The organism is Enterobacteriaceae endosymbiont of Donacia fulgens, from assembly GCF_012567545.1.
In the GTDB taxonomy this organism is placed as follows: domain Bacteria; phylum Pseudomonadota; class Gammaproteobacteria; order Enterobacterales; family Enterobacteriaceae.
In genome coordinates this window covers 448,409-460,881 of sequence record NZ_CP046182.1, presented here as the reverse complement: position 1 = coordinate 460,881, position 12,473 = coordinate 448,409, and the positions used below count along the sequence as shown (strand labels likewise).

Sequence of the window (12,473 nt, the reverse complement as noted above, 5' to 3'; positions counted from 1 at the left end):
TTTAAAATCCAAATTAAATAAAATTTAATTTAATATAATTTTGTTATAAAAAAATATAATTATTTTATATAAAATATTTTAGTAAAATAATTTTATATTATAATTTTTTTATTTATTTAAATATTTTAAAATATCTAAAGATAGTTTTTCTATACCAATATTTTTTTTAGATGAAATAAAATAAAATTTTTTTATAAATTTATATTTTATTAAAATCTTTTTACTATAATAAATTAAATTATCTTTATTATGTGGTAAATCAATTTTATTTAAAATAAGCCATTGTTCTTTTAAAAGAAATTTTTTATTATATTTTTTAATTTCATAATTAATTATATTTACAATATCAAATATAGATGAATTATTTTTAATATTAATCATAGATATATCTATAAAATGTAATAATAAATTACAATATTCAAAATGTTTAATAAAATTTAATCCTAAACCTTTACCAAGAGAAGATTTTTTTATAATACTAGGGATATCTAATATTGAAACAAAAGAATTATTTAATTTATTTTTAATAATACCTAAAATAGGTTTAGTAGTTGTAAAAAAATAATTTCCGGTTTTAGTATTAGCAGAAGATATTTTTTTTATAAATGTTGATTTTCCTGAATTAGGTAAACCTAAAACACTTATATCTGCTTTTAAAATAAATTCTAATTTTATTTTTTTTTTTTCTCCTAGAATACCTTCAGTTTTTTTATATGGTGTTCTATTTATAGAAGATTTAAAATTAATATTACCTAATCCTCCATTTCCTCCTTTTGCTACTAAAAAAACTTGTCTATTTTTTTTTAATGATATAAGAACTATTTTTTTTTTTATATCAATAATATTTGTACCTATTGGTACTCTAATAAATAAATTTTTACCATTTTTTCCTGTACATTGATAATTTTGTCCTTTAAATCCATCTTGAGACATATAATTTTTTTTACAATGAAAATTATTTAAGTTATTAATATTATTATCAGATATAAAATATATATTACCTCCTTTACCTCCATTACCTCCATCAGGTCCCCCTTTAGGAATAAATTTTGCACGATGAAAACTAATACATCCGTTACCTCCTTTACCTGCTTTAATATTTATAATAGCTTCGTCAAAAAATTTCATTATAACTCCATTTTATTAAAAAAATATATTTTATTAATTAAAAAAAATTATTTTCTATTTAAATATAATTTAGAATTAAATAGAAACAACATTAATATATTTTTTTTTTTTTATCCCCTTATTAGTAAATTTAACAATTCCTTCTATTTTAGAAAATAAAGTATGATCTTTACCACATCCTACATTATCTCCAGCATGAAATTTATTACCTCTTTGTCTTATTAAAATATATCCTGGTTTTACTTTTTCTCCTCCAAAGCATTTAATTCCTAATCTTTTAGAATGTGAATCTCGACCATTTCTGGAGGAACCTCCAGCCTTTTTATGTGCCATAAATTATTTTCCTATATTGAATATTTAATTTTAAGAATTTTTATATTAGTAAATAATTGACGATGTCCTTGTGTTTTTCTAAAATGTTTTCTTCTACGAAATTTAATTATCTTAATTTTTTTATTTTTACCATGTAAAATTAATTGTGCTATTATTTTAGCTCCTGGAATAATAGGATTTCCTATATTAATTTTATCTTTATTATATATTATTAAAACATTTTTAAATTCAATTTTATCTCCAATATTACCTATAATTTTTTCTACTTTAATAGTTTGACCTTGAATAACTTTATATTGTTTACCACAACTATCAAAAACAGCATACATTTATTATTATCCTTATAACATATTTAAAAAAATAATTAATAATATAAAAAATATAATATAATAAAATTATTTAATAATTTTTATGTTATTAATCTTTTTATTTTAATCTTTTTATTTTTGCACCTAAGGAAATTAATTTTTTTTCTATATCTTCATATCCTCTATCAATATACTCAATATTATCAATAATAGTTATCCCAGTAGCAATACATCCAGCTAAAACTAAACTAATTGATGCTCTTAAATCTGTAGCTTTAATTTTTGTACTATAAAGTGATGAAACTCCTTTACAAAATGCTTTGTTATTTTTTATAAAAATCTTTGCTCCCATTTTATTTAATTCATGTATATATAAAAAACGATTTTCAAAAATAGTTTCTTGTACTATACTAAATCCCGAAGCAATACAATTTAATAAAGTAAATTGAGGTTGCATATCTGTAGGAAAATTAGGATATGGTCCTGTTATAATATTAACAGCTTTAGGTTTTTTATTATTCATATTAATACTACACCAGTTTATTCCTGTTTTAATCTCTGCTCCTGAATATTTTAATTTTTTTAAAACTATTTTTAAATTTTTAGGATTAGTATTTTTACATAAAATATTTCCTCTTGAGATTGCAGCAGCTATTAAAAAAGTTCCTGTTTCTATTCTATCATCCATAATTGTATAAATACCTCCTCTTAATTGTAATACACCTTTAATTATTATTTTATTAGTCCCAGCTCCTTTAATATTAGCTCCCATAATATTTAAAAAATTAATTAAATCTTTTATTTCTGGTTCTCTTGCTGCATTATCAATAATAGTTATATTTTTAGCATAAATTGCAGCTAAAATAATACTAATAGTAGCTCCTACACTACTTTTTTTCATTATAATATGAGATCCTTTAAATTCTTTATCTATAGATCCGATAATATAATTATTTTTTATATAAATATTAGCACCTAATTTTTGTAAATATTTGATATGTAAATCAACAGGTCTTATACCAATAGAACAACCTCCTGGTAAAAATATATTTATTTTTTTTAAACGAAATAATAAAGGACTTACTAACCAAATAGAAGCTCTAATTGATTTTATTAAATTTTTTGGAAAATTAAAATTATTGTATAAATTACTTGCATTAATTATTAATGATTTACTGTTTTTAATTTTTACTCCTAAATGTAAAAATAATTTTATTACTACATCTATATCTTTTAATTTAGGAATATTTTTAATTTCAATTACTTCTTTTATTAAAAGTGATGCAAATAAAATTGGTAAAGCTGCGTTTTTAGATCCAGAGATATTAACTTCTCCTTTTAGTTTTACTGGACCTTTTACTATAAATTTACCCATATTTTACTCTGAAAAAACTAATAAAATTTTAAAATAAACAATAATAAATTTTAATATTTTATAGATTATTAAGATAAATAGTTTTTCTAATTAATTTACAAAAAATTAATTAATAAAATTTAATTTTAACGTTTAGAAAATTGAGGACTACGTCTAGCTTTTCTTAAACCTACTTTTTTACGTTCTACTTTACGATCATCACGTGTTATAAATCCTGCTTTTTTTAAATCTTTTCTAAAAAAATTATCATATTTTATTAATGCTCTTGTAATACCATGTCTAATAGCACCTGCTTGTCCTGAAGTACCTCCCCCTTTTACAGTAATATATAAATCTAATTTATTATTCATTTTTATTAATTCTAAAGGTTTCATTATCATGATAATATATGTTTTTCTGGAAAAAAAAATATTTATATTTTTTTTATTAATTAAAATATTACCATTACCTTTTTTAATAAATACCCTAGAAGAAGAACTTTTTCTTCTTCCTGTTGCATTATAATCATAATTAGTTTTTTTCATTAATTTATATCCTTAATAATATGATTAAATATTCAAAATATTTTGTTTTTGTGCTATATGTTTATGTGTTAACCCAGAATAAACTTTTAATCTATTTAACATTAAAATTCCTATTTTATTTTTAGGTAACATTCCTTTAACAGAATGTTGAATTATTTTACAAGGATTTTTTTTAATTAATTTTTCAAATGAAATTTTTTTTAATCCTCCAGAGTAACCACTATGATTAAAATAAAATTTATTTTTTTTTTTATTTCCTGTAATTTTAATTTTATTAGCATTTATAATTATAATATAGTCACCAATATCAGTATAAGGTAAATAAAAAATTTTATGTTTTCCCATCAAATAATATGCAATTATACTTGATAATCTTCCTAAAATTTTATTTTTTGCATCTATAAGATGCCATTGACGATGAATTTTTTTTTTTAATAAAATATTCATTTATATATATCCAAAATATGATTAATTAATAAAATTATGTAATTTATTTATTTTTAATTTTTTTATAAAAAAATATAAATTTTTATTAAAATATGATAATATAGTTATATTACAAATGCAATTAGTCTTTTTTATTTTAATATTACACATTTTGTTATATTTAAAATAAAATTTTTATTTTAAATAGATAATATTTTTATTTTATTTTTTTGGTGATTTTATGAATCTAATTTCTACAAAAAAAAAAGAAGCTAATTTAATTAAAATATTTAAAAATTTAATAAAAAAAGAAAAATTTAGTACACAAACAGAAATTGTACGTGCTTTACAAGAAGAAGGATTTAATAATATTAATCAATCTAAAGTATCTAGAATGTTAACAAAATTTGGAGCTGTAAGAATCAGAAATACTAAAATGGAAATGGTATATTGTTTTCCTTTAGAATTAGGTGTACCAAATACAACTAGTCCATTAAAAAATTTAGTATTAGACATTGATTATAATGATATTTTAATTATTATTCATACTAGTCCTGGAGCTGCTCAATTAATAGCTAGATTATTAGACTCTTTAGGTAAATCAGAAGGAATATTAGGTACAATTGCAGGTGATGATACTATTTTTGTAGTACCTACTCGTTTATTTAAAACTATTCATTTATATAATTCTATACAAAATTTATTCGAACAAAAATTTTAATATATAATAAAATTTGCAAAAAATTTTATTTTATATATTTTAATCCATTCATATATGTTCTTAAAATTTTAGGAATTTTAATATTTCCATTTTTAAGTTGATAATTTTCCATAATAGCGGCTAATGTTCTACCAATTGCTAATCCAGAACCATTTAAAGTATGTATAAACAAAACTTTTTTATCTCTTATTCTTCTATATCTAGCTTTTATTCTTCTAGATTGAAAATCCCACATATTAGAGCAAGAAGAAATTTCATAATATTTATTTTTTGAAGGAAACCATACTTCTAAATCATAAGTTTTACTTGATGCAAAACTCATATCACCTGTACATAACAATACTTTTCTATATGGTAGTTCTAATAATTGTAATATTTTTTCTGCATTATTAGTAATTTGTTCTAAAGCAATAAGAGAATTTTTAGGTTTAACTAGTTGTACTAATTCTACTTTATCAAATTGATGTGTACGTATTAATCCTTTATTATATTTACCATATGAACCAACTTCTGACCTAAAACAGGGACTATGAGCGACTAATTTAATTGGTAATTTTTTTTCTTCAATAATTTTATTATATACTAAATTTGTTAAAGGTACTTCTGCTGTAGGTATTAAAAATTCTTCACATATATCAGAATTTTTAAAATTTTTTATATGTAAAAGATCCTTACTAAATTTAGGTAATTGTCCAGTACCATATAAAGCTCTTTTATTTACTATATAAGGGACATAAATTTCTGTATAATGATGATTAGTAATATGAATATTTAACATAAATTGAATAAGTATTCTATATAAATAAGCAATTAATCCTTTTAATACAAAAAATTTTGAACCACTTAAACTAACACCTGCTTCTAAATCAATACCTTTATTTAAATAACCTAATTCTAGGTGATCACGTATAGGAAAATTATATTTATTTTTTTTCCCCCATTTTTTTATTTCTTTATTTTCTTTTGAATTATTTCCTATCGGTACATCATCTAATGGTAAATTAGGTATTGAAATATAAATATTATTTATATTTTTTTTTATATCATTAAATATAATTTTATCTTTTAAAATTTTTTTATTAATATGAATTACTTTGTTTTTTAATTCAGATGTATTATTAATATTTTTTTTTGATAAAATTTTAGATATTTGATTTCTTTTAATCTGTAGATTTTCTATTCTTATTTGTATATCTTTACGTTTTTTTTCTAATTGATTTATTAAATTAATATCTAAAAAAAAGTTTCTTTTTTTTAAAATTGAATATACATAATTAATATTATTCCTTAATAATTTTACGTCTAACATAATTTTTTCCTATATTAAATAAAAAACATATTATATAATAATATAAATTTATTTTATGTATATTTTAATTTTTAAAAATATTTGATATTAATATAATATATTTTAAATTAACATTCTAAATATTAAAAAAATAAGTTTATATGAAAAATTTAAAAAAAACAAAACTTCTTATTTTAGGATCTGGTCCTGCTGGTTATACATCAGCAATATATGCTGCAAGAGCTAATTTAAGTCCTATTATTGTAACAGGAAATAATATTGGAGGACAATTAACAAAAACATTTAGTATAGAAAATTGGCCAGGGAATTTTCCACAAATAACTGGCAAAAAATTAATGGATCAATTATGTAATCATGCTTTATATTTTAATACTAATATTATAAATGATACAATAATAAAAATTATTAATTTTAATAAATCACCTTTTATTGTAGAAGGTAATTTATTTAGATATATTTGCAATAGTATAATTATTGCAACTGGATCATATCCAAAATTTTTAGGTTTAGATTCTGAAAAAAAATTTATAGGAAAAGGGGTTTCTTCTTGTGCTGTTTGTGATGGTTTTTTTTATCGTAATAAAGTAGTAGCTATTATAGGAGGAGGTAATTCTGCAATAGAAGAAGCATTATATTTAGGAAAAATTGCTTCTAAAGTACATTTAATTCATAGAAAAAATAATTTTACTGCTGAAAAAATATTACTTCAAAAATTAGAAATATTAATAAAAAATAATAAAGTCATTTTACATACTCCTTATATAGTAAAAAAAATATTAGGGAATAATATTGGAGTAACAGGTATAAAAATTTATTCTTTATACAATAAAAATATTCAAATAATCCCATTATATGGGATATTTATTTTAATTGGTACTATTCCTAATAGTATTTTATTTAAAAAAATATTAGAATTAGATGAATATGGTTATATTATTACTAATAAAAATAAATTAAATAATTCCTATTTTACAGAAACAAATATCCCTGGAATTTTTGCTGCTGGTGATGTTATGGATAATACTTATAGACAGGCAATTACATCATCAGCTACAGGATGTATGGCTGCATTAGATGCACAAAAATTTTTAAATAAAAATTATTAATAAATAATTAATTTATTAAAAATAATTAATATTAATAAATAAATAGTAAATTATTTTACTATAAATTATATTATTTTAAATAATCAAATTATTAACGACTACGAAAAATAATTCTTCCTTTTTCTAAATCATATGGTGTTAATTCTACTGTAACTTTATCTCCTGTTAATATACGAATATAATTTTTCCTCATTTTACCTGAAATATGAGCTGTTATTATATGCCCATTTTCTAATTTTACATGAAAAATAGTATTTGGTAATGTATTTAATACTATACCTTGCATTTCTATATGATCTTCTTTTGACATTATTATACCTTATTTAAATAAATAAAATATTATAATTATAATTTTATATTATTTTTTATATAATTCCAATAATATCCTTTTTTATTTATTAACTCTTTATAATTTCCTTTTTCAACTAAAAAACCATTATCCATAAAATAAATACAATCCATTTTTTTCATAATATTAATATTATGTGTAATAAATATAATTATTTTTTTTTGAAAAATTGATAAAATTAAATTAATAATTTTAATAGATGAATTTGGATCTAATCCTTCTGTAAGTTCATCTAATAAAATCAAATCTCCATTATGAAAGATAATTCTTGCTATTCCTAATTTTTTTAATTCTCCTCCTGAAAGTGTTCTTCCTCCTTCTCCCATCCATATATTTAAATTATTTTTTTTATCTAATAAATTTTTTAAACCAACTAATTTTAAAATTTTTATTAAATATTTATTATTAATATCTATATTATTTTGATTATTTAATAATATATTATTTTTTAATGTATCACTAAATAAATATATTTTTTGAGGTAAAACACTTATATTTTTTCTTAGTAAAGATAAATTCCATTTATTTAAATTATATTTATTTAAATAAATTTTGCCTTTTATTGGATTCCATGCTCTAGTTAGTAACATAAATAATGTTGTTTTTCCACATCCATTATATCCGGTAATAGCAATTTTTTGTTTTTTTTTTATATGTAAAGATATATTTTTTAATATATATGGATAATTTTTTTTATAATAAAAAGATAAATTTTTTATCTTTAATTCTAAACAGTAATTTCTATTATTTTTTTTTTTATTTATAAAAATAATAGTTGGTTTTTTATTTATAAAATTAAAAATCTTTTTAGCTGAAAAAAATATTTCATGAATATTTTGAAAAATATTATTTAAAGGAAATAATATTTTTGAAAATGTTATTAAAAATAATAAAAATAATATAATTTTATGCTGTAATTCTATATTATTAAAATATATATGGTTATATATTAACAATAATAATATATTCATATCAGTAATAATAATTATTAATAATTGTGAATAAATATTATTATTATTTTTTGTTAATTGTATTTGTTGTAATTTTAATTCTAAAATATTGATTTTATTAGATATATATTTTATACCTTCAAATACTTTATATTCAGTATAATGTGATAAAAAATTATTTATTAGATAATAATATTTTTTTTTTGTATTTATGTTTTTTTCTCCTATTATTTTTCCTTTTTTATAAAAATAAAAAAAATAAAATATAATTAATATTAATATATTAATAAATAAAATTATAAAAAAAAATGTATTAAATATACTTAAATATATTAAAACTAATAAAGTGATTATAATAATAATCAAAAAAGGTGTAATTATTCGTAAATATAAAAAATCTAATATTTCAATATCTGAAATTAATATATTTAATATTTCAATATTATTGATTGAAATTAAATTAGATGGATATAAAGGAAATATTTTTTTTAAAATTATAATTCTTAAATTTTTTAAAAAATATAAAGTATTATTATGTTGAATTATTTTTTCGAAATATTTAGTAATAATTTTTATTACTGAAATTAATCTAATAATAGTTGAAGGTATAATATAATTATAATAAATTTGATTATTTTCCATACTTAATAAAAAAGTATAAGTTAATAAATATCCAGAAATTATAGATAAGAATAAATTCATTAAATTATTTATTACAGATAGAAAAATTCCTAAAAAAATTTTTTTAATATAATTTTTATTATTTTTTAAAAAATAAAATACATAAAACATTTTAAAAACTCTTTTTTAAATAAAAAATTTATTTGTTTTCTTTTAGTTTTAAAATATGTTTTTTAACAATTTTCCCATTTTTCATATACCATATTTCATTACAATAATTTATTTGATATATTTTATGTGTAATTGTTATACTAATTTTAAAAGGTGAATTATTTTTTTTTATTGATTTAATAATATCATATTGACTTCTAATATCAATATTAGATATTGGTTCATCTAATAATAATATTAGATGATCTTTAATTAAAGCTCTAGCAATAGCTATTCTTTGTAGTTGTCCAACTGATAAATATATATTTTCTTTATATAAAGAAGTATCTATTCCATTAGGTAATTTTTTTAGAAAATTTATTATACCAATATCCTTAATAATTTTTTCTATTTTAGAAATATTTATTTTTTTATTAAAAAATAAACTTTTTTTAATTGTTATAGCAGGTAGTTTAGGATTTTGTTTTATAAATGATATTTTTTTATACCAACTATATAAATTTATATTTTTAAATTCAATATTATTAATTTTTAATGATCCATTATATGGTAAAAGACCTAAAAAAACATTAAATAATGTTGTTTTACCACATCCATTATCACCAATAATAACTATATTTTTACCAGAAAATATTTTAAAAGATATAGGACCTATTAATATCTTACCTTTGTTATCTTTAATTATTAAATTTTTTGCTATTATTTCTAAATTATTTGTTTTTTTAAAAAAAAATTGTTTTTTTTTTTTTAAAATATAAATTTTATTATTTAATAATTTTATAATATTATCTGCTGCACCAATAGCTTTAGATTTAATATGATATAATATTCCTAAATTACTAAAATTTTGAAAATATTCAGAAATTAACATTAATATAAAAAAACTATGTAATATTTTAATATTTTTATTATAAAAACCAAAATTTATTATATGTAAATATGTAAAACTAAAATACATAATAATAAAAGCTAAAGAAATAGAAGAAAAAAATTCTAAAATAGCTGAAGTTAAAAAAATAATTTTTAATATTTCAATATTTTTTTTTCTATATTGTTCAATATAAAAAGAAATTTTCTTTATTTCTATTTTGTAAAGATTAAATAATCTAATAGTTTCTATTCCTTTTAATCTATCAAAAAATAATCCGTTTAAAAGTGATAATAATTTAAAATTTTTTTTATTTTTTTGTATAGTTTTTTTTCCAATTAATATTATAAAAAAAATAATTATTATACTAATAATAATTATTATTAAATCTATAATCCAACTAATAAATAATATATTAATTAAAATTATTAATGATGATATTTTTACATTAAAAAATTGAGGTATATATTGTTTATAATAATCTTGTAAATTTTCTACTTGATTTATAATTAATGATATATCAGATCCAGTTGTTTGATTTTTTAATTTTTCATAATATCTAGATGTTAATTTACTTAAAATTTTTTTTCTAATAGAGATTTTTATTATTTCACTATAATAAAAATTTATTTTATTTATTATAATAGTTAAAAATATTTTTATAATAAAACATAAAAATAATATTATATAATAATAAAAAATCTTTTTTTTATTTTCTTTAAAAAAGAAAGTTTGTATTTGTTTAGATAATATCCAATTTTGTATTATTAATACACATATGTTAATAAAATTTAACAAATAAGAAATTATTAATAAATTTTTAGCAAAAGAACTCTGTTTTTTTAACCAAAAAATTATTTTTTCTTCCGAATATATTTTCATTTTAAATTTAAATTTTATTTAAATAAAACTTTACTATGTTGAATATATATACAACATAGTAATAAATTATTTATAATTTTTCTTCAATTCTAATTAATTGATTATATTTTGCATTTCTATCAGAACGACTCATAGAACCTGTTTTAATTTGATCAGCATTTGTACCTACTGCTAAATCTGAAATAAAAGTATCTTCTGTTTCGCCAGATCTATGTGAAATAATAATTTTATATCCTGCTTTTTTAGCTATTTTAATAGTAGATAATGTTTCTGTAAGGGATCCTATTTGATTTAATTTTATTAAAATTGCATTAGCTACCTTATATTTAATTCCTTTTTTTAAATATTTTTGATTTGTAACAAATAAATCATCTCCTACTAATTGAATTTTATTACCTAATATTTTTGTTTGATATATAAAACCATCCCAATCAGATTCATTTAATCCATCCTCTATTGAGGTAATAGGATATTTTTTAACTAAATTAAATAAAAAATTTGTAAACTCTTTTGAAGAAAAATTTATATTTTCACTTTTTAAATAATATTTTTTATTATAAAATAATTCTGAAGCAGCACAATCAATAGCAAAAGTAATATCTTTACCAATAATAAATCCTGCATTATAAATAGCCGTTGATATTATATCAAATGCTTCACTATTATTATTTAAATTAGGAGCATATCCCCCTTCATCCCCAACTGAAGTAATTAATTTTTTTTTTTTAAGTACTAATGCTAAATGATGGAATATTTCAGCCCCATAACGTATAGCTTCTTTTATATTTTTTGCACTAATAGGTTGTATCATAAATTCTTGTATATCTAAATTATTATCAGCATGTTTACCTCCATTAATAACATTAATCATTGGTAATGGCATAGAAAGTTTTTCTTTTGTATTATTAATAATACTAATATATTGAAATAATGGTATATTATTAAATAAAGCAGCAGCCCTAGCATTAGCTAAAGAAACTGCTAAAATAGTATTAGCTCCAAAATTAGATTTGTTTTCAGTATTATCTAAATTAATCATAATTTTATCAATATTTTCTTGATCTAATGAATTTTGATTAATTAAATATTTATTTAAAATATTATTAATTATTTCAACTGATTTTAAAACTCCTTTACCTAAAAATCTTTTTTTATCTCCATCACGCAATTCAATTGCTTCTTTAGATCCTGTTGATGCACCAGAAGGAACAGATGCGATCCCAATTATGTTATTATTTAAATGTACTTCTGCTTCAATAGTTGGATAACCTCTAGAATCAATAATTTCTCTACCTATTATTTTTTTTATTTTAGACATTTTATTCTCTTAATGAAATTTATAATATAAGTAATATTTTACTAAAATTTTTTTATAAAAAATATATTAAAATTTTAAAAATTG

General features: G+C 18.2%; 13 protein-coding genes. 2 read left to right on the top strand and 11 right to left on the bottom strand.

Annotation, left to right across the window (positions count from 1 at the left end; translation table 11 throughout):
* Positions 1–108 precede the first annotated feature (108 nt).
* The 6 genes from cgtA to rplM form a co-directional block, all read right to left on the bottom strand.
* The gene (gene cgtA, locus GJU05_RS02250) at positions 109–1,128 is read right to left on the bottom strand and encodes an Obg family GTPase CgtA (protein WP_208753927.1); all 1,020 of its coding nucleotides are present in this window, start codon (positions 1,126–1,128) and stop codon (positions 109–111) included.
* Between the two features lie 75 nt (positions 1,129–1,203).
* Positions 1,204–1,461: a 50S ribosomal protein L27 gene (gene rpmA / locus GJU05_RS02245; protein WP_208753925.1), complete on the bottom strand. Its 258-nt coding sequence runs from the start codon at positions 1,459–1,461 to the stop codon at positions 1,204–1,206.
* A gap of 11 nt (positions 1,462–1,472) precedes the next feature.
* Positions 1,473–1,790: a 50S ribosomal protein L21 gene (gene rplU / locus GJU05_RS02240; RefSeq protein WP_208753923.1), complete on the bottom strand. Its 318-nt coding sequence runs from the start codon at positions 1,788–1,790 to the stop codon at positions 1,473–1,475.
* 97 nt (positions 1,791–1,887) lie between these two features.
* Positions 1,888–3,144, bottom strand: a complete 1,257-nt coding sequence (gene murA, locus GJU05_RS02235) for a UDP-N-acetylglucosamine 1-carboxyvinyltransferase (protein WP_208753922.1) — start codon at positions 3,142–3,144, stop codon at positions 1,888–1,890.
* 125 nt (positions 3,145–3,269) lie between these two features.
* On the bottom strand, positions 3,270–3,668 hold the full coding sequence (gene rpsI, locus GJU05_RS02230) for a 30S ribosomal protein S9 (RefSeq protein ID WP_208753920.1): 399 nt from the start codon (positions 3,666–3,668) through the stop codon (positions 3,270–3,272).
* Positions 3,669–3,692: 24 nt separating this feature from the next.
* A complete protein-coding gene (rplM, locus tag GJU05_RS02225) occupies positions 3,693–4,115 on the bottom strand; it encodes a 50S ribosomal protein L13 (RefSeq protein ID WP_208753918.1) in 423 nt (140 codons plus the stop codon).
* A 220-nt stretch (positions 4,116–4,335) separates the two neighbouring features.
* On the opposite strand from rplM, the gene argR reads away from it, so the two are divergent.
* The gene (argR, locus tag GJU05_RS02220) at positions 4,336–4,815 is read left to right on the top strand and encodes a transcriptional regulator ArgR (protein WP_208753916.1); all 480 of its coding nucleotides are present in this window, start codon (positions 4,336–4,338) and stop codon (positions 4,813–4,815) included.
* 25 nt (positions 4,816–4,840) lie between these two features.
* On the opposite strand, the gene serS is transcribed toward argR, so the two are convergent.
* Positions 4,841–6,124: a serine--tRNA ligase gene (serS, locus tag GJU05_RS02215; RefSeq protein WP_208753914.1), complete on the bottom strand. Its 1,284-nt coding sequence runs from the start codon at positions 6,122–6,124 to the stop codon at positions 4,841–4,843.
* A gap of 140 nt (positions 6,125–6,264) precedes the next feature.
* Here serS and trxB point away from each other — a divergent pair, with 140 nt between their 5' ends.
* The gene (gene trxB / locus GJU05_RS02210) at positions 6,265–7,230 is read left to right on the top strand and encodes a thioredoxin-disulfide reductase (protein WP_208753912.1); all 966 of its coding nucleotides are present in this window, start codon (positions 6,265–6,267) and stop codon (positions 7,228–7,230) included.
* Positions 7,231–7,321: 91 nt separating this feature from the next.
* Here the strand turns inward: trxB and infA are convergent, their stop codons facing one another.
* The 4 genes from infA to eno all read right to left on the bottom strand — a co-directional run bounded on the left by infA (position 7,322) and on the right by eno (position 12,389).
* A complete protein-coding gene (infA, locus tag GJU05_RS02205) occupies positions 7,322–7,540 on the bottom strand; it encodes a translation initiation factor IF-1 (RefSeq protein ID WP_208753910.1) in 219 nt (72 codons plus the stop codon).
* Positions 7,541–7,575: 35 nt separating this feature from the next.
* On the bottom strand, positions 7,576–9,321 hold the full coding sequence (locus GJU05_RS02200; RefSeq protein WP_208753909.1) for an ATP-binding cassette domain-containing protein: 1,746 nt from the start codon (positions 9,319–9,321) through the stop codon (positions 7,576–7,578).
* Between the two features lie 28 nt (positions 9,322–9,349).
* Positions 9,350–11,071, bottom strand: a complete 1,722-nt coding sequence (locus tag GJU05_RS02195; protein ID WP_208753907.1) for an ABC transporter transmembrane domain-containing protein — start codon at positions 11,069–11,071, stop codon at positions 9,350–9,352.
* Positions 11,072–11,141: 70 nt separating this feature from the next.
* Entirely contained in the window at positions 11,142–12,389 is a 1,248-nt protein-coding gene (eno, locus tag GJU05_RS02190) for a phosphopyruvate hydratase (protein WP_208753905.1), read from the bottom strand.
* Positions 12,390–12,473: the final 84 nt, after the last annotated feature.

Bases quoted from the DNA above. Each gene is read 5' to 3' on its own strand.
- cgtA (WP_208753927.1), bottom strand. From the start codon at position 1,128: ATGAAATTTTTTGACGAAGCTATTATAAATATTAAAGCAGGTAAAGGA.
- rpmA (WP_208753925.1), bottom strand. From the start codon at position 1,461: ATGGCACATAAAAAGGCTGGAGGTTCCTCCAGAAATGGTCGAGATTCA.
- rplU (WP_208753923.1), bottom strand. From the start codon at position 1,790: ATGTATGCTGTTTTTGATAGTTGTGGTAAACAATATAAAGTTATTCAA.
- murA (WP_208753922.1), bottom strand. From the start codon at position 3,144: ATGGGTAAATTTATAGTAAAAGGTCCAGTAAAACTAAAAGGAGAAGTT.
- rpsI (WP_208753920.1), bottom strand. From the start codon at position 3,668: ATGAAAAAAACTAATTATGATTATAATGCAACAGGAAGAAGAAAAAGT.
- rplM (WP_208753918.1), bottom strand. From the start codon at position 4,115: ATGAATATTTTATTAAAAAAAAAAATTCATCGTCAATGGCATCTTATA.
- argR (WP_208753916.1), top strand. From the start codon at position 4,336: ATGAATCTAATTTCTACAAAAAAAAAAGAAGCTAATTTAATTAAAATA.
- serS (WP_208753914.1), bottom strand. From the start codon at position 6,124: ATGTTAGACGTAAAATTATTAAGGAATAATATTAATTATGTATATTCA.
- trxB (WP_208753912.1), top strand. From the start codon at position 6,265: ATGAAAAATTTAAAAAAAACAAAACTTCTTATTTTAGGATCTGGTCCT.
- infA (WP_208753910.1), bottom strand. From the start codon at position 7,540: ATGTCAAAAGAAGATCATATAGAAATGCAAGGTATAGTATTAAATACA.
- GJU05_RS02200 (WP_208753909.1), bottom strand. From the start codon at position 9,321: ATGTTTTATGTATTTTATTTTTTAAAAAATAATAAAAATTATATTAAA.
- GJU05_RS02195 (WP_208753907.1), bottom strand. From the start codon at position 11,071: ATGAAAATATATTCGGAAGAAAAAATAATTTTTTGGTTAAAAAAACAG.
- eno (WP_208753905.1), bottom strand. From the start codon at position 12,389: ATGTCTAAAATAAAAAAAATAATAGGTAGAGAAATTATTGATTCTAGA.